The organism is Devosia sp., from assembly GCF_028290625.1.
Classification (GTDB): domain Bacteria; phylum Pseudomonadota; class Alphaproteobacteria; order Rhizobiales; family Devosiaceae; genus Devosia.
In genome coordinates, this window is the sequence record NZ_JAQGJM010000008.1 from 89,550 (window position 1) to 114,845 (window position 25,296).

27 protein-coding genes and 1 riboswitch are annotated in these 25,296 nt (G+C 61.4%); of the genes, 10 read left to right on the plus strand and 17 right to left on the minus strand.

The window, feature by feature from the left end; all coding sequences use genetic code 11:
• Positions 1-5: 5 nt before the first annotated feature.
• The 4 genes from JWR51_RS02610 to JWR51_RS02625 form a co-directional block, all read right to left on the minus strand.
• Complete coding sequence (locus JWR51_RS02610; protein ID WP_299743293.1) at positions 6-668, minus strand: DUF6766 family protein; 663 nt, start codon at positions 666-668, stop codon at positions 6-8.
• A gap of 88 nt (positions 669-756) precedes the next feature.
• Entirely contained in the window at positions 757-1,254 is a 498-nt protein-coding gene (locus JWR51_RS02615) for a ferritin-like domain-containing protein (RefSeq protein WP_299743295.1), read from the minus strand.
• A gap of 632 nt (positions 1,255-1,886) precedes the next feature.
• Positions 1,887-2,117 (minus strand): hypothetical protein, encoded by a 231-nt coding sequence (locus JWR51_RS02620; RefSeq protein WP_299743298.1) that lies wholly within the window; start codon positions 2,115-2,117, stop codon positions 1,887-1,889.
• 150 nt (positions 2,118-2,267) lie between these two features.
• Positions 2,268-2,630 (minus strand): hypothetical protein, encoded by a 363-nt coding sequence (locus tag JWR51_RS02625; protein WP_299743299.1) that lies wholly within the window; start codon positions 2,628-2,630, stop codon positions 2,268-2,270.
• Between JWR51_RS02625 and JWR51_RS02630 the strand changes: the two genes are divergently transcribed.
• The 5 genes from JWR51_RS02630 (at position 2,629) to JWR51_RS02650 (ending at position 6,023) form a co-directional block, all read left to right on the plus strand.
• Positions 2,629-3,522, plus strand: coding sequence for an SDR family oxidoreductase (locus JWR51_RS02630; protein ID WP_299743301.1), 894 nt, complete (start codon positions 2,629-2,631; stop codon positions 3,520-3,522). The genes JWR51_RS02625 and JWR51_RS02630 overlap by 2 nt on opposite strands.
• A 43-nt stretch (positions 3,523-3,565) precedes the next feature.
• Positions 3,566-4,132, plus strand: a complete 567-nt coding sequence (locus JWR51_RS02635; RefSeq protein WP_299743303.1) for an alpha-ketoglutarate-dependent dioxygenase AlkB — start codon at positions 3,566-3,568, stop codon at positions 4,130-4,132.
• A 3-nt stretch (positions 4,133-4,135) separates the two neighbouring features.
• Positions 4,136-4,909 carry an exodeoxyribonuclease III gene (gene xth, locus JWR51_RS02640; protein WP_299743304.1) on the plus strand — a complete coding sequence of 258 codons (774 nt, stop codon included), beginning with the start codon at positions 4,136-4,138 and terminating at the stop codon, positions 4,907-4,909.
• Positions 4,910-5,118: 209 nt separating this feature from the next.
• Positions 5,119-5,790 carry a polysaccharide deacetylase family protein gene (locus tag JWR51_RS02645; RefSeq protein WP_299743307.1) on the plus strand — a complete coding sequence of 224 codons (672 nt, stop codon included), beginning with the start codon at positions 5,119-5,121 and terminating at the stop codon, positions 5,788-5,790.
• On the plus strand, positions 5,787-6,023 hold the full coding sequence (locus tag JWR51_RS02650; protein ID WP_299743310.1) for a hypothetical protein: 237 nt from the start codon (positions 5,787-5,789) through the stop codon (positions 6,021-6,023). Before JWR51_RS02645 ends, JWR51_RS02650 begins: the two co-directional genes overlap by 4 nt.
• Before the next feature lie 402 nt (positions 6,024-6,425).
• Here JWR51_RS02650 and JWR51_RS02655 read toward each other — a convergent pair whose 3' ends face one another.
• From JWR51_RS02655 to JWR51_RS02685, 7 genes are all read right to left on the minus strand, one after another.
• Positions 6,426-7,184 (minus strand): SDR family oxidoreductase, encoded by a 759-nt coding sequence (locus tag JWR51_RS02655; RefSeq protein WP_299743313.1) that lies wholly within the window; start codon positions 7,182-7,184, stop codon positions 6,426-6,428.
• Positions 7,181-8,170, minus strand: coding sequence for a succinylglutamate desuccinylase/aspartoacylase family protein (locus JWR51_RS02660; protein ID WP_299743315.1), 990 nt, complete (start codon positions 8,168-8,170; stop codon positions 7,181-7,183). The genes JWR51_RS02655 and JWR51_RS02660 overlap by 4 nt, the downstream gene beginning before the upstream one ends.
• Positions 8,170-8,982 carry a creatininase family protein gene (locus tag JWR51_RS02665; protein WP_299743317.1) on the minus strand — a complete coding sequence of 271 codons (813 nt, stop codon included), beginning with the start codon at positions 8,980-8,982 and terminating at the stop codon, positions 8,170-8,172. The genes JWR51_RS02660 and JWR51_RS02665 overlap by 1 nt, the downstream gene beginning before the upstream one ends.
• Entirely contained in the window at positions 8,979-10,088 is a 1,110-nt protein-coding gene (locus tag JWR51_RS02670; protein WP_299743318.1) for an ABC transporter ATP-binding protein, read from the minus strand. The genes JWR51_RS02665 and JWR51_RS02670 overlap by 4 nt, the downstream gene beginning before the upstream one ends.
• Before the next feature lie 3 nt (positions 10,089-10,091).
• Positions 10,092-10,973, minus strand: coding sequence for a carbohydrate ABC transporter permease (locus JWR51_RS02675; protein ID WP_299743321.1), 882 nt, complete (start codon positions 10,971-10,973; stop codon positions 10,092-10,094).
• Complete coding sequence (locus JWR51_RS02680; protein ID WP_299743324.1) at positions 10,934-11,884, minus strand: sugar ABC transporter permease; 951 nt, start codon at positions 11,882-11,884, stop codon at positions 10,934-10,936. The genes JWR51_RS02675 and JWR51_RS02680 overlap by 40 nt, the downstream gene beginning before the upstream one ends.
• Positions 11,885-11,946: 62 nt before the next feature.
• Complete coding sequence (locus JWR51_RS02685; protein ID WP_299743327.1) at positions 11,947-13,185, minus strand: extracellular solute-binding protein; 1,239 nt, start codon at positions 13,183-13,185, stop codon at positions 11,947-11,949.
• A 186-nt stretch (positions 13,186-13,371) separates the two neighbouring features.
• Here JWR51_RS02685 and JWR51_RS02690 point away from each other — a divergent pair, with 186 nt between their 5' ends.
• The 3 genes from JWR51_RS02690 (at position 13,372) to JWR51_RS02700 (ending at position 15,961) form a co-directional block, all read left to right on the plus strand.
• On the plus strand, positions 13,372-14,463 hold the full coding sequence (locus JWR51_RS02690; protein WP_299743330.1) for a pyridoxal-phosphate dependent enzyme: 1,092 nt from the start codon (positions 13,372-13,374) through the stop codon (positions 14,461-14,463).
• Between the two features lie 5 nt (positions 14,464-14,468).
• Positions 14,469-15,206 carry an MBL fold metallo-hydrolase gene (locus JWR51_RS02695; RefSeq protein WP_299743332.1) on the plus strand — a complete coding sequence of 246 codons (738 nt, stop codon included), beginning with the start codon at positions 14,469-14,471 and terminating at the stop codon, positions 15,204-15,206.
• Positions 15,207-15,274: 68 nt separating this feature from the next.
• Positions 15,275-15,961 (plus strand): FadR/GntR family transcriptional regulator, encoded by a 687-nt coding sequence (locus JWR51_RS02700; protein ID WP_299743334.1) that lies wholly within the window; start codon positions 15,275-15,277, stop codon positions 15,959-15,961.
• Positions 15,962-16,029: 68 nt separating this feature from the next.
• On the opposite strand, the gene JWR51_RS02705 is transcribed toward JWR51_RS02700, so the two are convergent.
• On the minus strand, positions 16,030-16,545 hold the full coding sequence (locus JWR51_RS02705) for an FCD domain-containing protein (protein WP_366525541.1): 516 nt from the start codon (positions 16,543-16,545) through the stop codon (positions 16,030-16,032).
• Positions 16,546-16,683: 138 nt separating this feature from the next.
• On the opposite strand from JWR51_RS02705, the gene JWR51_RS02710 reads away from it, so the two are divergent.
• On the plus strand, positions 16,684-17,115 hold the full coding sequence (locus JWR51_RS02710) for a thiamine pyrophosphate-binding protein (protein ID WP_299743336.1): 432 nt from the start codon (positions 16,684-16,686) through the stop codon (positions 17,113-17,115).
• 487 nt (positions 17,116-17,602) lie between these two features.
• On the opposite strand, the gene JWR51_RS02715 is transcribed toward JWR51_RS02710, so the two are convergent.
• From JWR51_RS02715 to JWR51_RS02730, 4 genes are all read right to left on the minus strand, one after another.
• Entirely contained in the window at positions 17,603-19,030 is a 1,428-nt protein-coding gene (locus JWR51_RS02715) for an integrase family protein (RefSeq protein ID WP_299743337.1), read from the minus strand.
• A gap of 322 nt (positions 19,031-19,352) precedes the next feature.
• Positions 19,353-19,508 (minus strand): hypothetical protein, encoded by a 156-nt coding sequence (locus JWR51_RS02720; protein WP_299743339.1) that lies wholly within the window; start codon positions 19,506-19,508, stop codon positions 19,353-19,355.
• Positions 19,505-20,332, minus strand: coding sequence for an ABC transporter ATP-binding protein (locus JWR51_RS02725; protein WP_299743341.1), 828 nt, complete (start codon positions 20,330-20,332; stop codon positions 19,505-19,507). The genes JWR51_RS02720 and JWR51_RS02725 overlap by 4 nt, the downstream gene beginning before the upstream one ends.
• Before the next feature lie 409 nt (positions 20,333-20,741).
• A complete protein-coding gene (locus tag JWR51_RS02730) occupies positions 20,742-21,158 on the minus strand; it encodes a RidA family protein (RefSeq protein WP_299743343.1) in 417 nt (138 codons plus the stop codon).
• 243 nt (positions 21,159-21,401) lie between these two features.
• Positions 21,402-21,512: riboswitch (guanidine-I (ykkC/yxkD leader) on the minus strand.
• Between the two features lie 397 nt (positions 21,513-21,909).
• Between JWR51_RS02730 and JWR51_RS02735 the strand changes: the two genes are divergently transcribed.
• On the plus strand, positions 21,910-22,989 hold the full coding sequence (locus JWR51_RS02735) for a ring-opening amidohydrolase (protein WP_299743344.1): 1,080 nt from the start codon (positions 21,910-21,912) through the stop codon (positions 22,987-22,989).
• Positions 22,990-23,212: 223 nt separating this feature from the next.
• On the opposite strand, the gene JWR51_RS02740 is transcribed toward JWR51_RS02735, so the two are convergent.
• Positions 23,213-25,294 carry an ABC transporter ATP-binding protein gene (locus JWR51_RS02740; protein ID WP_299743346.1) on the minus strand — a complete coding sequence of 694 codons (2,082 nt, stop codon included), beginning with the start codon at positions 25,292-25,294 and terminating at the stop codon, positions 23,213-23,215.
• Positions 25,295-25,296 lie beyond the last annotated feature (2 nt).

Consider the following 25,296-nt stretch of genomic DNA (forward strand, 5'->3'; position numbering starts at 1 on the left):
GTGAATCAATGTCCCGTTGTGGCGTGCGGCGCAGCCACCGGCTTTGACTCAGGCGAGCCTCTGAACCGCAGCACAATCGACAACACCACTAAGACGGCCGTCGACAGGAATTCCGACTGCCAGTTTTGGAATGACTCGAACCACAATTGTGGATTGCCGAGGTATTCCCATGCGCCAAGGGCATGTTCACCGTGTTGCAGTGCCTGTTCATTGGCAACGCCCACGCTATGGAGCCAGTGTAAAATGAACGAACCCAAGAAGAGAAGCGCCAGAGCGGTTCCCCAAGAATATGAGTAAAGCTGTCTCCAGAATGCTCCTGCGCGCACCGGCCAAGGAGCGTCCGGGTCGTTCTGTTTCTTCGCGGGGTCCTCGTCTTCAGCAGCGTTCCTCTCGTCCGGATCCTTCGACTCTGACGATCCTCTCTGAAACAGGATCGCTGTCATCATCACGTAGGCCGACATCTGGAGGAATTCGCTCTCCCAGTTTTCAAACAATGCGGACTGGAAGGCGTGGCTGAAGAAATATGTGACGATCGAGATTGGCCCTTCGCTGTGGCGCAACAGCTCCTCGTTTTCGACCTGCCAGCCGGTCAGCACCATTCCCACCAGCGACCCGCAAAACAAAAGCATCAAGGCTAGGGTCAGGCCATTGTCCTTCATAAAACGCATCGATCTCTCCTCAACTGTCCGGACGTATCGACAAAAACGGCGGCCCTGCGGGGGCCGCCGTCAATTCCAGTTCCCTGATGCAAAGGACTTAGGCGGCCTTCACATTCGCTTCTGCTTCGGCCAGTTCGCTCAACGCCTGGTCGGTTGCAATTTCTTCCTGCAGTGTGGCCTCGAACAGCGCGACAGCGTCAGTCAGGCCGAGTTGATTTGCCCAGGTCCGAAGCGTCCCGTAGCGGGCGATTTCGTAGTGCTCCACAGCTTGGGCCGCAGCGGCCAAGCCGGCGTCCAAGGCGACCGTTCCCTTGAACTCGTCCATGATGGACTTGCCTTCCTCGAGAATGCCGAGGATCGCATCGCAGACTTTGCCGCGGGGCGTTTTGCCGATCAGCTCGAACACCTGCTCAAGGCGCTCAACGTGAACTTCGGTTTCGGCAAGGTGCTTCTCGAAGCTCGCTTTAAGAGCCGGCCACTGTGCCGCCTTGGCCATCTTAGGCAGATTTCTCACGATTTGCTTTTCGGCGTAATAGATGTCCTTCAGCGTATCTTCGAAGAGGTCATTCAGGGTCTTCTCTTTTTGAGCTGCCATTGTCGTTCTCGCGTTCGTGATGAATGATGGACTTGAACGCAATTGTGAAATCCTGGTTCCGCCAGGCGTTGTCGGTGCCCTGGCCTGCGGTCGATCCGGCCTAAGCCAAGCCGACTGCGCATGCGAATTCCAAAGTCACTCCAGCAATCGGACCCTCACGCTGGGAAGAATGTTCGACCATCTCTGGGGAACCGTGCGTGCCTCGTCTCGTTGGTCGCGATTCAACCAGATGCGAGAGCCCGAAGTCCGTAAGGCATGGGAGGCGCATGCGACGACCGGCAGTCTGCATCAGCCGATGCATGAAGGGGCAACGGTCGGCGGCGGCATCAGGGAAAGAATGAAGCAAGAGGACTCGGGGACCCGTCGGGCAGGCAGCTGAGTCCTGCTGAGCGCGCAGAGGGTAGGCTTCCTGAGATAGAGTGGTGATGCAGCGCGGGCGGGGTATGGACTCGAGTGCCGTTTCGTTGGCCAGTGCGAGAGACCGGAAAAATCGCACTGTTTCCCTTGCCGCCATGTCCGGTTGACGCGCGCTGCATCAGCACCACAATCGTTTGGGGGCCGGACGGTTCCAGCAGCTGAAATAGAATAATATAGCTGCCCCGATACGGGCCATTCTGTTCTACTGCAATACGTTACACTACCGGCGGTAGCGCCTCTTCGGCACGCTCCGCCACCCAGGCCTCCAATTCGCCCTTGATGGCTAAGATATGCTCGCGCGTGTCCTGGTCGGAGGTGGGGCCATTCTTTTCTATCCAGCGTTGGCAGCCGAACAATATTGTGGAGACCGCGGCGCTGGACCACGTGTCCGCCGGGCCGGCATATTGCCGCCAACGCAGAATTGCTGACGCGTATTTCTCGGACATCTTTGTTCTCGGTGGAATTCAAGCGTGTACGGAGTGTCAGGCGATTGGTTCCGCAGCGGAATAATTACCGCGAAAGCTTTGCTGGGGCGATTCACGTTTTGGGGGGGCGCCGTCAGGAGGAGGGGAGATCTGGGTGCGTGCTTGGCGGCCCTAGTCGGTCGACCCGTCGCGTAGCCCCACTATCCGCTTCCAGATTGCTGCGGCCCGGTCTTCCTCGATGCGAAACCGCGCCAGCAGTTCTTCCTCTGGAGCATCCCAGTGGTCGGCGAGCCGCAGAGCCGCCGCAGCCCGGCCGCAAGCCAGATGCAGCTCGGAATAGAGTGCGAAAAGCTCTTCGCGATCGGCAGGATTCATCGGTTCGCTCATGACGTTCAAACGAGACAGGTGGCAAAAAGGCTCTGTCTTCTGAACGATGAATCGCTGAAATCGTCCGTCGATGCCGATTGCAGCATGCGGAACCCCAGCGCTTGCAATGTCATTGCTGGTTGTAATCTCACACAGCGAGGACCCCATGACCGACCGCCTGAAGATGCAGGACCCCCGCAAGCAGTATCCCCGCCCGCCGTTTCCCAAGCAGCCGCAGCCGGCGCCTGGTCTGGCCCGAGAGATGGATCCGAAACCCGACCATGGCGAAGAAAGCTACAAGGGATCAGGTCGGCTGGCTGGTCGGAAGGCCCTTATTACCGGCGGTGATAGCGGCATCGGCCGCGCCGCCGCGATCGCCTATGCGCGCGAGGGCGCCGATGTCGCGATCGGCTATCTGCCGGAGGAGGAAGCCGACGCAAAAGAGGTCATCGCCCTGATCGAAGCGGAAGGTCGCAAGGCGCTCGGCTTGGCAGGGGATGTCAAGGATGAGGCGTGGTGTAAGGATATGGTGCGGCGCACTGTCGATGGTCTTGGCGGGCTCGACATCCTGGTGATCAATGCCGCCCGCCAGCAGTTTCGCGAGTCCGTGGCGGAAGTCAGCACTGACGACTTCGACCAGACCATGAAGACGAACCTCTACGCGCTGCACTGGATCGCCCAGGCAGCCGTCCCGCACCTGCCGCCAGGGGCGGCGATCATCACCACGGCGTCGATCCAGGCCTACGAGCCCTCGCCGATCCTTTTGGACTACGCCACCACCAAGGCGGGGATTGTCGCCTATACCAAGGCGCTGGCCAAGCAGGTGATCGAAAAGGGCATTCGTGCCAACGTGGTCGCGCCGGGTCCGTTCTGGACCGTGTTGCAGCCCAGTGGTGGCCAGCCCGATGAAAAGGTCCAGCAGTTCGGCAAGGACAGCGATTTCGGCAGGCCCGGCCAGCCTGTGGAACTGGCTCCGGTCTATGTGCTGCTGGCCAGCCAGGAAGCCAGCTTTATCAATGGCGAAGTCTATGGCGTCACCGGCGGCAAGGGGATTGCCTAACGCGGCTCGCCTTGGGTTACATTGATCACGATGGAGATGAGGGATGACACTCGATCTCTTCGGCGCGTCTTCATTCCCGGAAGGCTTTGTTTACGCGGCGGAGGTGCTCAGCGCGGGCGAGGAGGGCTGGTTGCTGGCCGAGCTTGAAACCCTCCCATTCCAGGAATTCGATTTCCATGGTTTTTTGGGCAAGAGGCGCGTGGTGTCGTTTGGCTGGAAATATGACTTCGCGGCGGCGACGCTTCGACAGGCTGATGCCATTCCAGACTTTCTTCTTCCCATCCGGGATCGTGCGACCGCCGCTATCGGCCGGAACGCCGAAGGTTTCAAACAAGTCCTGGTCACCGAATATGGCCCTGGCGCCGGCATTGGCTGGCACAAGGACAAGGCGGTGTTCGGTGAGGTGATCGGCGTCTCGCTCGCGGCAACTTGCACGCTGCGACTTCGCCGCCGGGACGGCGAGAAGTGGCAACGAGTTTCGACCGAACTGGCTCCGCGATCTGTCTACCTGTTCAGCGGTTCAGTGCGATCAGAGTGGGAACACAGCATCCCGCCGGTGTCGGAAACGCGCTATTCGCTGACTTTCCGTAGCCTGGCTCAGGGGCGTTGAGCGATGCGGATCGCGACCTATAACGTCAATGGGGTAAAGGGTCGCCTGCCGGTGCTACTGCAATGGCTGGCGGAGACCACGCCCGACATCGTCTGCCTGCAAGAGATCAAGACTTCCGACGAGACATTTCCCATAGGCGCTATCGAGGATGCCGGCTATGGCGCCATCTGGCACGGCCAGAAATCCTATAATGGCGTCGCCATCTTGGCACGAGGCCGGCAGCCGCAAGAAACGCGGCGCGGCCTCCCAGGCGATCCTGACGATACTCATAGCCGATATCTCCAAGCGAGTATCGACGGCCTCACGGTGGGATGCATCTACCTGCCAAATGGCAATCCGGCGCCCGGACCGAAATTCGACTACAAGCTGGCCTGGTTCAGGCGACTGGACCAATGTGCCTCGAAACTGATCGCTACCAAAGAGCCCACCATCCTCTGCGGCGATTACAACGCGGTGCCCACGGAACTGGACGCCTATAAGCCCGAACGCTGGGTAGGGGACGCGGTCTTCTTCCCGGAAACGCGTCAGGCTTATCGGCAATTGGTGGCGCAAGGCTGGACCGACGCCTTGCGCCAGATGCACCCGGGCGAGGCGATCTATACCTATTGGGACTATTTCCGGAACGCTTTCGGGCGAAACGCCGGACTGAGGATGGATCATTTTCTTCTGAGCCCCGCCGTTGCCAAGCGACTGCGCGCCGCCGACGTCGACCGCGATATCAGGGCACTGGAAAAGACCAGTGACCACGCTCCGGTGTGGATCGAAATCGAGCATTAGCGCTAGGCCGCGGCAGCGAGCACGCCATCATGCGCCTCGCTCAAAAACTGTCGCAAGGCTTCAGCAAGCTGCTCCGGAGCCTCTTCAGACGGCATCTGGCAGGCGACCGGCATGGAAATCACGCAGTGGTACAACGACCAGCACCTGCCCAAAGTCGAGGCGCACATGGCACAGGCGCCCCTCTGGGCCGGCAAGACGGGAGAGGCCGCATGACAGCGTTCCCCAATGGCGTCGAGCACGGCTACTTTCAGTATTCCTCGATCAGGAAGCGGCCGCCTTTCACCTGGCCCGATGGCGCCCGCATAGCCTTCGTGCCGATCATCTATTTCGAGCATCTCGAATTCATGCCGCCCGAGGGGGCCGTGCGCGACCCGCGCTGGAAGGATCGCCACCAGCCCGACCCCCGTGCCTTCAGTTGGTGGGAATACGGCAATCGGGTCTGCATGTTCCGCATTCTCGACATGCTCGACGCCCATGGGCTGCGCGCCACGGTGGGCACCAATGCCATGGCGGCCGAGCAATATCCCTATCTCGTCAACACGTTCCTGCAGCGTGGCTACGAGATCGCGGGGCGCGGGATTTCCGCCAGCCGCATGATCTCGAGCGCGATGACCGAAGCTGAAGAGCAGGCCTTTATCGCGGCGTCGCTCGACAGGATCGAGAAGGTCGCCGGTGTTCGGCCGACCGGTTGGTTCAGCCAGGATTACGGCGAATCCACCCGCACGCCGCAAATGCTGGCCGATGCCGGGCTGAGCTATGTGTGCGACTGGCCGAACGACGATGAGCCCTTTCGCATGAGCGTGGGGAAGGACTTCGTTTCGATCCCCAGCCCCTTCGAATGGGATGACAGCGCAACCTCTGGGACCGCCGCATCCAGATGATGCCGCGCTACCTCGACATGGTCATCGCCGGTTTCGACACGCTCTACGAGGAGGGTGCCGAACGCGGGAAATTCTTCGGCCTGCCGATGCATCCCTGGCTGATTGACGCGCCGCACCGCATCGCCTATCTCGAAAAGGCCGTGCAGCACATCATGAGTAAATCCGGCGTTTGGTGCGCCACGGGCTCGGAGGTCGCCCGGCACGTCCTCGGCGATGTGGCGAGGATTGGCTGAGGCAGACTGGCAATCGGCCGACCCGCGTAGCCCATTTTGGACAGCACGCATAGCCGCTCGTAATGGTCGAGAGATCGACGTGATATTGCTGGCTATCCGAAGCCTTCTTCTTCGGTTTAAGCAACACCTGATCTTTCGAAGAATAACTTCGCGTTATCTAGATTTGCCCTCGGCACATAAGGTATTAGCCTGTCGCTAAGCCCTGTTCAGCCATTGAGGTGCGCGCCGCCGAGGGCGAGTACCTCGGCTGCTGTTACTTCTACCCGCTGGGAACGCGGACGCCGCTCTCAGAGGAACTTGTCTCGTGCGACGTCGTGAATTGGCGGGTTACGCCGTCGGCCTAGGAGCGCGGCAATTGCGAAAACTCATCCGTACGCTCCGCTATTGGGGATATCGAAGCCGCTATTTTGGAAGCGCCAAGACCTGAGCCATCGTTCCACCGTCGACTGCCAGTTCTGCGCCGGTCACAAAGGCCAGATTTGTATCCGCGAAGAACAGTGCTGCTTTTGCAACGTCCTCAGGGGTCCCAGGGCCGCCCCAGGGAATGTACTGGGCGAATAGCGACACCAGTTCCGGCCGCGCGAAAAGTTCCGTGTTGCGCGGCACAGTCACCGGGCCGGGCGCGACCATGTTGACAGCAATGCCATGGCGCGCCAGATCGACCGCCATTGCCTTGCTAAGCATGCGAATGCCGCCCTTGCTTGCCACATAGGGTGCCGCCTCCGGCTCAGCAGCGAAGGCGTTCACCGATCCCATGGTAACGATCCGGCCGCGCACGCCAGCGGCGATCATCGATTGGGCGACCGCCTGGCAGACATGGAATGTGCCGGTCAGGTTGATGTCGAGGTAACTCGTCCAATCCTGGACGGTCAGAGTTTCGAAGGGACCACTGGCGCCCAGGATGGCGGCAGCATGGACGAGAGCATCAATCCGCCCGGCAATTGCAGTTGTCTGTGCCACGAGGATATCGACAGACGGTCGCTCCCTGACGTCGGCGGCGATGAAGCGTGCGCCAGCTGTGCCTAGTTCGCTAGCTGGAAGCTTGACATCGGAAGCAACAGTAATCGCTCCCTCGTCGAGCAGAGCACGAACGATGGCCGCACCGATGCCGCCCGCCGCTCCCGTCACCAGAACCACCTTGCCTTTGAAACGGGTGCTCATAGTGTCGTCTCCTTGACCACGCAGGTCGCCAGGTCCCCGGCCTGCACGCTGTTGAGGTGCCGCACCGCCATCACTCTGCCGTCGAAGGCTGCGCGAAAGTCCTGCAGCAACTCGCCCATGGGGCTGTAAAGGCGGGCCAGGGGCTGCCCCGCTTCGACGCGCTCGCCCAGCGCGACCACGGTTTGGAGATATCCGCCGCGCGGGGTCTTCTCCCAGTCACCGTCGAGACAGACGCTCGTTTCCGGGCGCTTGTGGGCTGGATCGATCATGTCCTGGGAGGCGAGAACGGAAAGATAGGCGCCGAGATAATCCGCCGCGTCACGCGCCAGGCAATTGCCACGGCCGCCGATCTCGGCACCGCACACCGCGATCCCGCGTTTGGCGGCCTCGTATGAAAGCACGCCCCGCACGGGTGGCAAGCGCCACAGGAAGGCGATGCCCATCTGCCTGGCAATTTGCAGGGATTTCGCCGCAGTCGCCGGCGTGACGTCGCCGCTATCGTAAAACCCCGCCACCGGCACGAAAGCCAAGCGCACGCCGCCCGAGTGGCTGTCGATCAGGATGTCGGCTTGATCGATGACGGTGGTCATCAGCGCCGCCGCGAGGCGATGGGAGAGCGTGCCATTGGGGTCGCCCGGAAAGATCCGTGCCAGGTTTTCGTTGTCGATCGGGCTGGTTCGCGTCCCTGCGGCAAAGGCCGGCAGGTTGGCAATGGGCACGATAAGGACGCGGCCGGCAAGCGTGGTTGGATCGATCCGCTCGCTGAGCTGCCGCAAGGCGGAAGGCCCTTCGTACTCATCGCCGTGGATGCCCGCAACCAGCACCACTGTGGGCCCAGCCGACACCCCTTGCAGGACGATGAGAGGAAAAGTCTGTTCAACGCCATCTGCGCCGGTAGCATACTGGACCGAGCGACGCACCAGCGTGCCGGGTAGAGCGGCGGTGACGGCCGCACCCGCGGTCGCCGAAATGACTTCGATCTCCATCACACCTTGACCCGATAATCGATGCGCGGGACGATCTCGATATCGCGGAACTCGCTGGCGATAGTGAGCAGGCGTTCGATGGTACCCTCGACCATTGCCTTGCCTTTTTCGGCGGTGGCCAGGGTCGGAGTGCCCGCAACGCCCGAAACGTTCATGCGGCTCCAGTAGTTCATGAAGAACACCTTGCGGCTGTCGCTCAGGTCCGGATAGAGCCAGCGCGGACCGCCGCGATGCGCTGGAATTTCGTCCACTGCCTTGTCCATCTGCACCTTGGACGGGTCGATATAGAGATATTCGGAGGTCTCCCACTCGCAGGCGTGGTCGGCCGCATAGGGCCCGCCCTCCAGAACCGAAGCGATGACGTCCCAGCCGACTTGCCAGTGATTGACCGAACCAGCCAGGCACGTCTCGTTTTCGACCGTGACTCGCCGCGAGATCAGGTCGCATAGTGGGGCATTGGAGCCGTGCGCATTGACGTAGAGGATGTGTTTGAAGCCCTGCGATGCCAGGCTGGTTCCCACATCGACGCAATAGTCGATGAAGTGCTGCATCTTGATCGAAATGGTACCGGGGAAGTCCATGTTGTGGTCGTTATAGCCATAATGGATCGGCGGCATGGTGACGACCTTGTTCTCGGATCGCTTCGCTACTTCGTCGCAGATATGGACCGCAATCACATTGTCGACGTCGACCGGCAGATGGTAGCCGTGTTGCTCGATGGCGCCGACCGGAATCAGCACAACGCGCTCCTGCTTCACAGCCTCGTTGACCTCGGGCCATGTCATGTCGGCATAAAGGTGTTTGGTCGTCATTTCGATAGCTCCAGGTGAGATGGTAAGCGTCCGCCATCCCGGCCAGGCGTGTAGATCGCCTTGCCGGTTTCGGGGGAGAACAGGTAAAGTTTGGCGGGTTCGATACGCGCCTGCAGCGCATCGCCGCGGCGGATTTGAGAGCCTTCGACAACCTGAGCGACAACGCGTTGGCCGGAGAGGGCGAGATAGACGATCTGCAACGAGCCCAGGTGCTCAACAATGTCAGCGTTCGCCGCCAAGCCATCGGGGACGAGCTGCACGTCTTCGGGGCGGATGCCCAGCGTGACCTTTTCGCCGGGGCGCAGTCCCTGCAGCGCTGGGGGCGCGACAAGGCGCAAGTCACCCGCGGCAAGCTTGCCGTCGTCGGTCAGCATGGCGTCAAGAAAGGTCATCGGCGGGCTGCCAACGAAGCTGGCGACAAACCGATTGGCTGGCGCGCGGTAGATTTCCAACGGCTCACCAACCTGCTGCAACTGGCCGTGCGAGAACACGGCGATGCGATCGGACATCGTCATCGCCTCGGACTGGTCGTGCGTGACGTAGACTGCGGTCGTGGCCAGGTTCTTGAACAGGCTGCTGAGTTCGGCCCGGGTCTGTACGCGCAGGACCGCATCGAGGTTTGAGAGCGGCTCGTCGAGCAGAAAGACCTGTGGGTCGCGCACCAGGGCCCGGCCCAGCGCCACGCGTTGGCGTTGACCCCCAGACAATTGCCGGGGATGGCGCTTCAGATAATCTCCGAGCGATAGCATCTCGGCCGCCCTGGCCACGCGCCGGTCGATTTCATCGGATTCGTAGCCGCGTACCCTGAGGGCGAAGCCCATGTTCCGTTCGACGGTCATATGGGGATAGAGCGCATAGGACTGGAATACCATGGCGATGTCGCGGTGCATGGCCGGCAGATTGGTGACGTCTCGATCGCCGATCCGGATCGTGCCGGAGGTGGGTACATCCAGACCCGCGATCATGTTCAGCGTCGTGGTCTTGCCGCAGCCAGAAGGTCCCAGCAGCGCCATGAATTCGCCGTCCCGGATTTCCAGGTCGAGGTCTTTGACCGCGCTCAAATTGTTGAACTTCTTGTTGATTGAGGTGAGGGTTACCGAAGCCATGATCTATCCCTTCACCGCACCGACCGTCAGGCCGCGTGCGAGATAGCGTTGTGTGAAAAGGGCGAAGAGCGCGACCGGCACGACGATCACCGTGCTCATCGCCGACATCGATCCCCACAGGATGCCCTTGTCGGTGATAAAGCCCGAAATGCGCACAGGCAGTGTCTTTGCGGCGTTGGGGGCAACCGTCGATGCCATGAGAAATTCGTTCCAGGACAGGAATGCGGTGAGCACGGCCGCGGCGGCAAGCGCGGGAGCCATCAGCGGGATGACGATCAGCACGAAGCGCCGGATCGGCCCGCAGCCATCGATCATCGCCGATTGCTCAAGTTCGCGCGGGAAGTCCTCGAAGAATGCCAGCAACATCCAAACCACGAACGGCACCGTCATGCTGACATGGGCGATGATCACGGCGAGATGGGTATCGAGCAGGTGGAACTCACGCATCAACAGGAAGTAGGGAAGGGCGACAGTGATCTTGGGGTAAAATCGAATGACCAGGAACAGGATGCCGATGATGATCGACAACTTGAACGGGAGTTGCAAACGCGCGAGTGCGTAGCTCGCCAGGGCACCAAACAGCACGGCAAGGATCGTGCTCGCGGTGGTGATGATCAGGGAATTGATGACATAGCGAAAGGTATCCCCGTTGGGATCGAAAATCTCAGCATAGTGCTCGAAGGTCAGGCGTGACGGGATCAGCCCCGCGCCCTGGGCCAGGAATTCGTCGGCCGGGCGCAGGCTGTTGAAAAAGAGGACAACAAAGGGGGCCAGCGCAACCAACAGCGCCAGCGCGATCAGCGCCGCCTTTGCCGAGCTTTCCGCCATATAACCGAGACCCCGGCTCATCGCGATACCTGCCATGCCGTGATGCGGCGGCGCCACAGCAGGAAGCCGCCGGCGATGGCGACGCAGAACAGCAGCATCACCCAGGACGAAGCCGCCGCGTAGGAGATGTTGAAGTATTTCAGACCCTGCTGGTAGATCCAGAAGCTCAGGGTATGGGTCGTGTATCCGGGTCCGCCCGCGGTGGTGGTGAAGACGATATCGAGGGTGAGGAAAGCCTCGATTGTTCGGAACATGGCAACCAGAACAAAGATGGGCATGATCATCGGCAGGACGATGTAGCGAAAGGTCGTCCAGCGCCCCGCGCCATCCACGGAGGCAGCGCGCATGACTTCGGAGGGCAATGAGGTTAATGCGGCGGTGAGGGTAATGGCAACGAAGGGCGTCCATTCCCAGGCATCGATCATGATCAGCGAGAACACGGCCCAGTTTGGATCGCCCAGCCAGTTCGGACCATCGATGCCAATTGAGGCAAGGGCCTGGTTCAGTGGCCCGACGCGCGCCGACAGGATCATGCGCCAGATCGTGCCGACGGCCACGGGGGCCACGACCATCGGCAGCATCAGGAGGGTGCGGACCAGCCGCAGCGTGTAGCTCTCGCCGACGGTAAGCATGGCGATGCCGAGGCCGCAGACCAGTTGCAGCGCCGTGGAGCAGACCGCCAGAATCACCGTGAAGGCGACCGAATTGGCAAAGATCGGGTCGGTGAAGGTGCGCACATAATTGTCGAAGCCGATAAACGGCCCGACCGTGGGTGAGCGCGACAGGCTCCAGTCAAAAAACGAGAGGATTGCCGACGAGGCCAGTGGGTAGAGTTGCGCCCCGATGACCACGAGCAATGCAGGCACAAGGAAGAGCAACAATATGCCGCTCTCACCCAGCCGCGCTTCCAGCCGGCCGACGATGCCCGCTGGCCGGCGCACTTGTGGGTATGGTTGAGGCTGGCGCATGTCTGGTGTCCTTAGTGGAGTATCGGGGCGCGGCAGCACCGCACCCCGAGTGTCCCGGCTGCTTACTTTTCCTGCAGGCCTGAGCCAGCAGCGGCCTCGAGCATTGCAGCAGGAACTGGAATGGCGGCCCATTGCGATTCGACAGCGGCGATGCCGTCGGCAGCGGAGACGCGGCCATTGACGATGTCCTGGAGCGTGTTGGTCAGCAGATCCTGGGCTTCGCCCGACAATGGCGGATTTTTGGCTGAGGCGAACCCCGCGATCAGGGCCGGCCAGAAATGAGCGTTCTTTGCCTTCAGCTCAGGGTCGTCATAGGTCGCCGACCATACCGAGCCTATATTGTGTTCGACGAGGTTTCGTTTGGCATTCTCCGGACCGGCGTAGGCCTTGATCCAGGCCCAGGCCGCGTCCTTGTCCTCGGTCGCGGTCGGGACGAACAGCTGCCACAGCGATAGCCATGGGAAGCCTTTGCCAGGAAATTTGGCCATGCCCCAATGGCCCTTGACCGGCGAGTCGTCGGCGTCGAGGCTATTGGTGATGAAGCTGGGATAGGTGATGGTCATGGCCACCTTCTGATCCTTGAACAGCTGATGGGCTTCGTCGAAAGTCAGTGCCGTGCCCTTGGCAGGCAGGTACTTCCACAGCGCGGCGATTTCTTCGGCCGCGGCGGTCGCGGCTGGGACGTCCAGCGAATACTTGCCATCCTTGGACACGTAAGTGCGGGCATAACCGGAAAAGAAGAAGCCGCCGATCTGTTCGGGACTGCCGGTGGGGTGGCTGAAACAGGCGACGTCGGCGTTGGCGGCGATGATCTTGTCGCAAGCGGCCGCGACATCTGACCAGCTGGCAAAGTCGGGGGATATGCCCGCCTTCTCGAACATGTCCTTATTGAAGATCAGCCCGTAGGCATCCACGCCATAGGGGATACCGATAGACTTGCCGCCGACGAACTCCGAGCGGCCCGGTGACAGCAGCCCCGGGATCATGCCCTGGGCGTAGTTGTCCTTGGCGATGTAGTCGTCCAGGGGCGCAAAGTAGGAATAGACGTCGGACAGATAATAGCCGCCGCTCATGACGTCATACTGGTTGGTGCCAGAGATCAGATCGGTGGTGTTGTTCTGCCGCAGTACCGCCCAGGGGAATGCCGAAATCTGAACGTCCGTGCCGGTAGCGGCCTTAAAGTCCGCGGCAACTTCGGCTGCGGCCTTGTCGTAGGTTCCCGATTCCATCACCGAGAAATTCAGTTCGGCAGCCATAGCGCTGCTGGCGAGAAGGATGGCGGCGGTCGAGATAACCGCCATTGTGGTTGCTGCTTTCGTCCTTTTAGTCGTGGGGTACATGATGTGGCTCCCTGCCATTTCGCTCACCGCGCCCGATCTGGCTTCGATAACCCTCACCGAACCTGCCCGGTTGTCAGACATTCAGAATATGTGTATAAATTTATCCAGTGGTCAAGCGCCATCGCGAAAATCTACGGAGAAATACTCATGGCTGACATCGTCAGCGGCAATTCCATGTGGCGCTATATGGACTTACTTCCCAATGCCTACCCCCGCCCGGTGAGTCTGGGAGAGGGCCTGACGCCGCTGGTCAGCAGCGGCCTGCTGCCGGGAATGGACCTCCGCTGGAAGGATGAGACCCGCAATCCGACGGGTTCGCACAAGGATCGCGCTCTGTCGCTTGCGGCGACCGACGCCCGGGCCAAGGGCGCACGAACCATGGTGGTTGTGTCGGCAGGCTCGACCGGTCTTTCAAACGCGGCCTATGCCGCCCGCGCCGGCCTGGGCAGTGTCGCCGTCATGTCGGCAGGCGCGCAGCGCGAACGTATCTATCCGCTGCAAGCGCTCGGCTCCAGGCTTGTCGTTGTCGATGCCGGCATCGATCAATTGATCGAGGCGGTGACGGCCCTGGCCGGCCGCGACGGCATTTACGTCGCCTCGACCACGCAATCGGCCAATGCTGTGCAGGCCGAAGCGGCCCGCACGATCGCCTATGAATTGGTGGACGACCTGGGCACCGCCCCCGATGTGCTGGTGGTACCGGTCGGCGGCGGCGGCACGCTGGGGGCCATTCATCGGGGGTTCGTGCAACTGTTGCAGAACGGCAGGATCGCCAGGCTTCCCAGGCTGATCGCAGTCGTGCCGTCGCGGTTCGACGCGTTGAAGAGGGCGTTCGAAGCGGGAATTGAGACGGAGGAAGTATTCTTTGCCATGGCCGCCCCGGCCGGTGGACCCACGGTGCTCAACAAGATCGCCCATGGTCATCCTCCCGACGGGATGGAGGCGCTCCGCGCCCTGCGCGAGAGCAAGGGGCTGGTTTACAGCTTCGACGATGATGAGGCGATGTTGGCTGTCGGCGAGATCGGGGCCAGTGATGGTCTTTACTTCGAGCCATCCACCGCGATCCTGCTTCCTGCGTTGCGCGCGATGGCGCGCGATGGCGTTATTGTCGCCGGGCAAACCGTGGTTGCACTGGGGTGTGGGTCGGGGTTTCGCGAGACCAGCGTTCTTCTCGATGTGGTGCCGCTTGCCATTGAGGCGGCGACTATGTCCACTCTCGCCGATATTCTGGCACGGTAGCGACAATGCGAATTAGCGATCACTGGCACCAAATCCTGGGCACCTGCGGGGAACAGCTGCTCTCGGCGGCGACCGATTGCAACGCCTTCGCGCTGGAAACCGACAATGGACTTGTGCTTTTCGACGCCGGAGCCGGGCAGCATGCGGCCGTCCAGACCCGCGCCTTCGCGGCGGCCGGATTTCCAGGCGGTCCGACGCATATGTTTCTCACCCATGCACATGCGGACCATGCCGGTGGCGCAGCGGACATCAAGGAGCGCTACGGGGCCACGCTGTACGCTGGCCCGCTGACCGCTCAATGGCTCGGCGCGGCCGATGAGGCAAAGGTCAGTCTCCCAGCGGCGCGCCGTGCCGGCGTCTACCCGCAGTCCTATGTCTACCGCGCTGCCGAAACCGACCGGATCGTGCACCAGGGCGCAGTGCTGAGCATCGGCGGTGTTGAAATTCGGGCATTGACCACGCCCGGCCATAGCGCCGACCATTTCAGCTATCTCGTCCGCAAAGGCGGCATCACGACACTGATTGCGGGCGATGCGATATTTTCGGGCGGCAAGGTCGTGCTGCAGGATACCTGGGATTGTTCCGTAGCCCAAACGTGCCAGACCATCCGGTCTCTTTTCGCCCTCGACTTCAATGCCCTTTTTGCCGGACACGGTCCTTTCGTTCTGGATAACGGGAAGGCTCATGTTGCGGCGGCCATGGAGCGGGTTGACAGTTTACTACCCCCGCTGAATTTGCTCTGACGAGCGTACGATATTGCCAATCTGGCCAATGCAGACTAGCTGTCTGACAATCTGAAAGGGAGCAAGTTTTGGCACTTCAGCCCGTCGTCAAATTCACGAGCGCGCAGACCGCGGCGAACCAGCTTCTGGGGATGATCCGCTCGGGGACCTGGAAATTAGGCGACTCCCTGCCATCAGAGAAGGAGCTCGCCGAGAGTCTTAGCGTAGGCCGCTCGACGGTGCGCGAAGCACTGCAGAATCTGGTTGCCCTCAATGTGGTGGAGGTTTCCGCAGGTCACCGGACTGTCGTGAAATCGCCGACGCCTGCGGAGCTGTTTCGCACCGACGTGATCGGCTTTCTCATCAACGACACGCTTGCCGCGGAAATGCTGGAGGCGCGGGTCATGATCGAACCCGATTGCGTCAGGCTGGCGGCCGAGCGGGCCACGGAAAAGGATCTGGCCGCGATCGAGCAACTGCTGCAGGAGCATGAGCTTCTGCACAATCAGGACAAGCCCGTGTCCGAATACGGTGCGCGGTTTCACATCCAACTGGCGGAGGCCTCGCACAACCGCGTTGCGGCGTCCTTCATGTCCTCGATTCTGCACATCATGAAGGAACGAGGGCGGAGAATCGACTCGGTTCCCAATGCCCGGCGCAAGGAAATCGACGATCACCGTGCCATCTTCGAGTTGGTGAAAGCCCACAAAGGCCAGGAAGCTGCGACCGCGATGCGCGATCATATTCTGGAATGGTCGAACACGTATTTCGACTGACCACCTTGGTGAGCGCCCGGATCAGCAGGTGCCGCCTCGCGATCGGAGGAGCTGCAGGAAGAGCTCTCTCAGGTACCCGAGAGAGAAAGAAAGACCCGCAACAAATTTGCTCTGATCAACTCTGCCGCAAGCTTGTCGTCGCGCTGCCGCAATGCCGCAACGATGGCGGCGTTTTCGGCAATGGCCACATCGTGCACCATGGATAAGGGCACTGCCGGTCCCGGCCGGCGCCAGGCGACGGCGCGGCGGGCCGCGATGATTTCGCTGAAGACGAATTCGAGAAAGCTGTTATGCGACAGCGCCACGATGGCGAAATGCAGCGCGTATTTGGCTTCCTTGAACTCCGACCAGCTTTTGGCCGCGCGCAACACATGGAGCTTGTCTTCCAGCGCTGACAGATCGTCATCGCTGGCGCGCTCGACCACGAGAGCGGCGAGCGCCGGCTCGAACAACAGGCGCGCTTCGAGCAGTTCATTGAGCTGACAGCGCGAGGCAGCCGAATCGACATTGTTATTGGCGGCTTTTGGTTCAGTAACAAAGCTGCCGCGACCGACATGGCGCTCGATCAGCCCTTCGGCGACCAGCCTTCGAGGCGGCGGTGCTCAAGGCCCTGACCGATGGCTTGCGTACTGGCGACATCGCGCAGAAGGGCGATACAGTCAGCGGCACGCGCGAGGCCGGCGATATCATCGTCAATGCATTGAACTAGGCCGGAGAGTGCCATGAGCGACACCAAGGCCAATGCACCCAATGGCGCCGAGGCCATGGTGCGCATGCTGCAACTGCACGGGGTCAAGCACGTGTTCGGGCTCTGCGGTGACACCAGCCTGCCGCTGTACGACGCGCTCTATCGCCTCGATCACGGCATCGAACACGTGCTGACCCGCGACGAACGCAGCGCCTCCTACATGGCCGATGGCTATGCCCGCGTGTCGGGCCGGGTCGGCGTCTGCGAAGGCCCGAGCGGCGGCGGGGCGACCTATCTGTTGCCCGGACTGGCCGAAGCCAATGAATCCTCCGTACCTGTATTGGGCATTACCTCCGACGTGCCGGTGACCTCGCGCGGCCGCTATGGGCAGTGGGTGGCGAGGCTGGTGCAGGCCAATGTGGTGCAGCCGCTCGATGCAGGAACTCCTCGAGCATCACCGCAATAAGCGGTTCATCGTCGACAACAAGGACGCGCAAGCCAACAAGCGCTGGAACGTCGCGCATGATCGCTCCTCCACCCTAAAAGTTAATAAAACTCTGTGTGTGGGTAGGTTTCAAGATTGCGTACGGATTCGGACCGTCCCACCAAACCTCGATCGCCGGACACGACGATAAAAACTAAGCTTTAAACCATAGCAGAACCCTGAATGTTGAACCACGTCACGTTTGGCACGACCTGACGGGATCACCATGGGCCACGAACTCATTAGTCGACGGCGGCGGCCGGGACCCCGCGCACATCCGCCTCGTGTTCCGGCTTGGCCGTGTAGTCCAGCGCCGCGGCCAGGCGCTTGTCCCGCCTCTGCATGCTACTGAAGGCCGGCAGGAACTTCGTCCCAGGGGCAGGCCGCAGGCCCGCGCCGCAGCCTATGTTCCGGCTGGGCGAGATTGACCGGGGAAAGTAACCCCAAATCCGGGGGAGAAAAATACAGGTTAAAAGCGTGGTTCGTAACGAGCGTAATCGATCCGGCTTTTGAGCCATTTCAGATCGTAGAGCATGGGATCCATAGCATATGCGACATCAAGCTGATGTTCGACCGCTTCGCACCAAATCATCATGATCGGCCACTTGAAGTTGCGTCCGTCATGGAGGCTGTAGTGAGCGCGTGTCACGTCCCCGCTCTCTACACCCTCATTGTGGTCGAGGATCGCCTTAGTATCCGATCTTCGTAGCCCGAGCTCGGCTTCGCCGATGGTACCCAGAGTGCGTCTTACGTCGTGAGGGCTGGCGACGACGCCGGGCATTAGAAGAAGCGCTCTGGTAAGCACCGAGGGATTCATGTGGGTTACGGGGCCGCCGGCTCGTTTCGGCCGGAACCCGGGGAATAGCCACGGACCCTCTGATCCCGAACCCGTGGCCAGCTGCATCGCCCTTTTCACCGAACCCCAGATAGCCGGGGGCAGGGGGATGACGTGGTTATGCTGCCGGCCGCGTTTCGAAGTTCCGGATTTCCGGCGTGCTGGCGGGATAGACCATAGGCCCCCGCCTTCGACTTCCTCGAAATGTGAAATCTTGGCGGAGATCACTGTAAGCCGACGTTGGGCGGTGTAGACCAGCAACTGCACGGCGAGACCGATTTGCTCTTCGAGCACGCCAGGCGACTTGGCGATGGCGAGAATGCGGCCCAGCTCGGCTAGAGAGGGAACGTACTTCTCTTCAGTCTCCTCTTCATCGCCTTCGGCTAGTGTGCGAACGGGCGCCTGCAGATCTGTCATCACCCCCGGCGTTACGCCGGATCTGCCGATTTGATCATCGCTGGCGAGAAACTTCCACATCGGGCGCAGCACACTGGCCAGGTGCTCGGCATGGCGTTCCGCACCGCGTCGATGGATTTTTGCGACAACCGTAGCCATGTCGATGCGGCTTATGTCACCGACGAGCTTCCTCTCCAAGGGCTTTAGCTCCGGAGCGCCAAGCATGCCCTTGTAGTCTGTCCAAGTCGCTTCCCTCCTGGTCCGCTTGACCTCACCGAGATACATGTTCTTTGCGGTCTCGAAATCCCACAACAGACGGACCGGCGTGGCTTTGGGCTCCGGTGCCTCAGCCTCGACTTTCTTGTACTCGACCTTTCGCGCGTGCAGCCACACTTCGTCGGGAATGCCTGTCGTGCGGATGAAAGCCTGGGCTTTGGACGCAACTTCGCGGGCTTCGGCGATGGACCAATCGTCGATGTCACCCATGTCCAACCGCGAATTCTTGCCCAGCCGCTTCCAGCGTATCTGCCACCTGGCGCTGGTTGCGCCGACGCGAATGCAGAGGCCTCGCTGGCGCGCATCGGTGATCTCGTACCGCTCAGAACCCGCGTTGGAGTCGGTTTTTGCTCTCTTGACGGTTGTCGCGGTGATGTCGGTCTGGGGCATTTGATTTGGTTTCGCTGGGACGCCGTTGGGACGCCGGCGAAGAAACCACGCCTACCTCCTATTTCAAAGGGCCCGTCGACGAAGGTCCTTAACACTGAGCGAATACAAGGGTTTCGGCACCCGTAAATCGAGGTTAGAAACATCCGAGAAGGCGCAGACACTCGGAATCATAATCCGTGTGTCCCCAGTTCAAATCTGGGCTTCGCTACCAAAATTCCATTGAAAATCAATGACTTAAGAGGCTGGGTGACAACCCAGCCTTCTTCGTTTAGCTTAGCACGCAACTAACACGCTGGTTTTTGAGGTCAATGATTTCAATGGCTTAGCGCTGTGCTTGCACGCTAAGTAGCACAATGGCAGCACGCGGCCAGGATTTTTCGCTGGCGATGACCACCCCGGTGCGCTTCTTGAGGCCGCCGACCGGCAGGGGATGCAGTGCGCGGGGCGGCTTGGCGGGGGATGCGAGATCTTGGCTCATGCCTGGGATCCTTCTGCGGTCGAGGTGTCCTGGGTGGCAAACAGCAGGTCGAGGCAACGCTGCTTGATGCTGACGAATTCAGGAGAGGTCACGACCGAGCGGTCGCGCGGGCGGGCCAGCGGGACCTCGAAGCGGTCGGCGATGCGACCCGGACGCGGCGAGAGCACGCAGATTTCGTCGGAGAGAAAAACCGCTTCATCCACATCATGGGTGACGAACAGGACCGTGCGGTCGAAATCCTTCCACAGGGTCAGCAGCCATTCCTGCATCTTGAAGCGCGTCTGCGCATCGAGCGCCGCAAAGGGCTCGTCGAGCAGGATGACATCGTTGTTGCACAGCAGCGTGCGCAACAGCGCCGCGCGCTGCCGCATGCCGCCAGACAGGCTGCTGGGATAGTGCTGCTTGAACTTGCCCAGTCCATAGCGCTCCATCAGCGGTTCGGCGACGTCGCGGGCCTCTCGCCGGTCCATGCCCTGGATTTCGAGGCCATAGATGACGTTGTCGAGCACCGTGCGCCAAGGCAGCAGCAGGTCCTTCTGCAGCATGTAGGACACGAGGCCCGCCCGGCCGGTAATGTCCTCTCCGTCCAGCAGCACGCTGCCGGAACTCGGCGCCAGCAAGCCGGCAAGGATGTTGAACAGCGTGGATTTGCCGCAACCGGATTGGCCGATGATGCTGACGAACTTGCCCGGCCTGATATCGAGGGAAATGTTGGAGATGGCCTGAACGGCTGGCGCCCCACGGCTCAGGAATTGATGCGATAGCGCCTCCAGCCTGAGCTTGGGCGTGGTGAGATCGGGCACGATCTGTGCGTGAACCGTCATTGCCGGTCCTTTCCTCGGGGAACAGAAAAAGGGCAATGCCAGGACCGCGCGGGCATATCGCACCGGCCGGGGCATCTTGTGATGACATCAAAAACTGCGCGGTAACCCACAGAGAATCTCCCTTCGAAAGGCCGCGGTGGCCGTTCTTGGTTTGAGATCTCCCGGGTTTTTATCCCGCCGTGCTTGGGGCGGATTTCTCCCGCACCAACAGCTGCTCTTGGTCCTTGCGATGAACGCTGGATCCCTAGCGGCTAAGCTCAACAGGACTATTGCAAGCCACGTGCCAAATGAAAAAGCCCGGAAATCCGGGCTTTTAATTTGTCTGCGGCGGAACAAATGCTTCCTGTATACGCAATACGCTTATTCCTTAAGCAGAAGTATGGTCTGCTTATGCGGCGAGCAGTGCTAGTTATGGAGAGTTCGGCTCGAATTCGACGGCGATTGCGTCGATCTCGAAGAGCCATCGCGGATCGGCGAGTGCGTGCACGAAAAGGAATGTCGAAGTGGGGCGGTGCTCGCCCATGAAGTCGGTCCTGATGGCATTGAAATCCGCCTGCAGTTTGGGCGTCATTTCGACATGTCGCGTGAAATAGAGGCCGGTGCGAACCACATGCTGCGGGGTCAGCCCTGCCGAACGAAGTACGGCGCTGACATTGTCAAAAGCGAGCTGCGCCTGCTCCAGCAAGCCATCTCCGACCCTGCCATCGACATCGGCGCCGACCTGGCCCGACACATAGACAAATCGCCGTACCTTACTGAATTCGAGGCCCCAGCTCAGCGGTCCGACAAGCGGGAGAACTTCTGGTGGATTGTGGATTTTGAACATGCCGATGGGTCCTTTGGTTGGGAACGTTTGGTTGGATAGCTGGGCTGCTGCTCAGGTGAGGCGCAGGAAAGCCTGCGCCAACAGCAGCCGGGCGGGATGTGGGTGGGTTTGCATTGTGCAGATTGGCAATTTCGCCGACGCCGCCTCGGCTCTGCTGGCCTTGAGGCGCATCTCAATTCCCCTTTGCGTGTCTCACAAAAAGGGATCGGCAGAAACCATCGCGCCAATCCCTTGGCTATCGAGGTCTCCCGGGCTTTTGTCCCGCCGTGCATCCGCGCGGATGTCTCCCGCGTGGTCGTAGCTCTCGGACCAGACGCGTTCAAACGGAACGCCGGAACCCTAGCTCCTTACTCCGGCGCAACGCAGCAAGCGCCATGCCAAAAGCAAAGAGACGAGAAATCAAAGGGATACGCCTCCGCTGGCTTAGCAAGGTGAGCAAACCATGAGCATCGGAGGGTGAAATGGGCAAACTTTGGGCAGAAGGTCATCCAACTTAACGATGTGGCCAATGCTTCATTGCTCGTCCGCGCGGCATCGGGAGCAGGCGAGGGCAGGCGCTCCAAGCATTTGCTCAAGGCCAGCGCCGGCGGCGTCTCGTTTGGACGAAGACTGGCATGCCCCTTGCAGCGTCGTGGCCTGTTGTGAAGGAGGCCCGCATGTCGTTCGGCGAAAGATGTATCCAAAATACCCAACGTCTGCAGCGAAGCCATGAGGCGCCCGCTGCCACCGCCGTGTCTCTCGGGAGGCTCTCATGATGCGGCAGGCCAAGGTGCATCGAATTGCAACGACGGCGCCGGACGATTTGTCGGGCCTGCTTGCTGCGATCGCGGCCGGAACCATCGATCCCCAGGGCATCGTTGCCATTCTGGGCAAGACCGAGGGCAATGGCTGCGTCAATGATTTCACCCGCGCATTTGCCGTCTCGGCTCTCAAGGCCGGATTGAGCCAGTACCTGGATGCGGGACGGATCAGCCAGATCGCCTATGTCATGTCGGGCGGCACCGAGGGAGCGCTATCTCCCCATATTTTGGTGCTGGAGCGCGGCGCGGGCGACGGCCCGGGACCGGCCTTGGCGATTGGCAGCGCCTTGACATCGGATTTGCCGTCCGAGGGTCTCGGTCGTCTAGCCCAGGTTCGGCTGGTTGCCGACGGCGTGGCTGCGGCCATGGCAGACGCGGGGATTACCGATCCGGCCGATGTCCACTTCGTGCAGATCAAGTGTCCGCTGCTGACCGCCGAACGGATCGGCGAGGTCGAAGCTCGAGGCGGGAGCGTGGCCACGCGCGATACCCTCAAATCCATGGGCTTTTCGCGCGGCGCCTCGGCACTGGGTGTGGCCGTAGCGTTGGGGGAACTCGACGTCGAGGCGGTGAGCGACGCCGCCATCGGGCGCGATATCGCGCTGTGGTCATCGCGCGCCAGCACCTCGGCCGGCATCGAATTGCGCAACCACGAAATTGTCGTGCTGGGGATGAGCGATCAATGGAGTGGGCCGTTGAGCGTGGACCATGCCGTCATGGCGGATGCGATCGACACCCGCCCGGTGCGCGATGCGCTGGACAGGCTCGGTTTCGGCCATGACGTTCGCGCCGAGGGGCGACTGGTCGCATTGTTGGCAAAGGCGGAACCGGGAACCACCGGCCTCCTGCGCGGGGCTAGGCACACCATGCTGGACGACAGCGACATCTCGGCGACCCGTCACGCCCGCGCCTTTGTCGGCGGCGTGCTTGCAGGACTGGTCGGCAGCTCGGAAATCTTTGTCTCGGGCGGCGCCGAACACCAGGGGCCGGACGGCGGCGGCCCGGTGGCGCTGATCGCGACCAAAGCCTGACGCCAAGCGGTGACGTCCACAGGACCCAACGCGACCTGACATAGTAGGGGCGGCCAGACCACCGTTGGCCGTCGCAAGCCTTTTTTGCCGCGGTAGGATAGCCGTCATTGAAAAAGGGTGACTCCGATCGACCCCTTATATCCATCAATCTGGCACAAGCGTTCGCCGGTTGGTGAACAGTCAGGGAGTTACGCCGGTCAGTAAATCCCGTTTGATTTCGAGGTCACGCCCCCACTAACTCCGGCTTGCCGGTGACGGCGCGTAGGTGAAGTTCGTCGGCGCGGATGCAAGCGTAGCGATGGTCAAGCGCGCCTTGCAGCTGCGGCTCGATGGCGCGGCAGGCAGGTAGGGCATATCGGCAGCGGTCGGCGAAGGCGCAACCGCTCAGTTGCTGGCTGGCATCTGGCACATGGCCGCCCAGACGGACGCGATTGTCGTTCCTGGTCACGCCGCGCCCCGGAATGGCGGCGAGCAGCGCTTCGGTATAGGGATGGCGCGGATTGCGGAAAATGGCCTCCGTCGTGCCGATCTCGACGATCCGCCCGGCATACATCACCGCCACCCGATCGCTGATATTGGCGATGACGCCGAGATCGTGGCTGACGAACAGATAGGTCAGCCCCATCTCGGCCTGCAGGTCTTTCATCATGTTGATGATCTGGGTCTGCACCGATACGTCGAGTGCCGACACCGCCTCATCGGCAATCACCAACCGCGGCTCCGATGCCAAGGCCCGGGCGATAGCGATGCGTTGCCGCTGGCCGCCGGAAAAGGCATGCGGATAGCGCTCGGCATAGTCCGGGCTCAGCCCCACCCGCTTGAGCAGCGTCTGCACCCTGGCCTCGATGTCGGCTGCGCTGTGCCGGCCGTTGACCTGCAGCACCTCCCCGATGATATCGCGCACCCGCATGCGCGGATTGAGCGAGCCGGTGGGATCCTGGAAGATCATCCGGATATCGGTGCGCATGCGCCTGGCCTCGGCGCCGCGCGCGGTCAGGAGATCGACCGGCTCACGCACCCCGTCGGCAAAGCGGATCGCGCCGCTATCGGCCTGATGCAGCCCGACAATGGTCTGACCCAGGGTCGACTTGCCGCAGCCGCTTTCGCCGACCAGGCCGAGCGTTTCGCCCGGATAGATATCGAGCGAGACATCGTTGACCGCCCGCAACGCCCCCACCTTGCGCTGGAAGAAGCCGGCGCGGATGGGAAAATGCTTGTGCAGATCGCGCACGCTGAGCAGTGGTTCCGTGCCGGCGGCTTTACGGACGGGCGTAGCACTTATGGCGGCGGCGCGAAGCGGGGTTCGGCTGAACTTGCCGGCTTCGGATCCATAGGCGTGGCAGGCGACCATGTGGTCGGTGCCCAACTGGGTTTCGAGCACTGGAATAGTGTTGCAAAGACCCGCCAACGCCCACTCGCAGCGTGGATGGAATGAGCAGCCCGTGGGCCGCAAGGCCGGCGGCGGCACCATGCCGGGGATAGCCTTGAGCGGCGCCTTGAAGTCGCCGTCCAGCCGCGGCATCGAGGCCAGCAGCCCGCGCGTATACGGGTGCTTGGGGTTCCTCAGCACCTCATTGACCGGCCCGCGCTCGACGATCTTACCGAGATACATCACGGCGATCTCATCGGCGATTTCCGCCACCACGCCCAGATCATGGGTGATGAACAACACCGCCATGCCGGTATCGCGCTGCAATTGCGCCAGCAGGTCGAGAATATTGGCCTGCGTGGTGACGTCGAGCGCCGTGGTCGGCTCATCTGCGATCAACAGGCGGGGCCGGTTGATCAGCGCCATGGCGATCATGGCGCGCTGCCGCTGCCCACCGGACAACTGGAAGGTATAGCTGTCATAGCGCCGGGCCGGATCGGGCATGCCGACCTGTTCGAGCATCCTAATGCCCTCGGCGCGGGCATCGGCCCGGCTCACCTTGCGGTGCAGCGTCAGCGCTTCGCTGATCTGGTTACCGATGGTGTAGAGCGGGGACAGGAACGTCATCGGCTCCTGATGGATCATCGCGATATCGGCGCCCCGTACGTCCCGCATGATCGGGCTGGACGACTTGGTCGCGGCGATATCGAGCACTTTGCCGTCGGGTTGGCGCAGCTTGATCGCGCCACCCGTGATGCGGCCGGGGTGATCGATGACCTGCAGGATTGCCTTGGCGGTCACCGACTTGCCGCAACCGCTCTCGCCCACTAGGCACAGTGTCTTGCCGGCCGGAATATCCAGATCGAGCCCGGCAACGACCTCCACCGATTGCGCGAAGGTAATCCTGAGGTCGCGGATTTCTATGAGATTGTCCATCG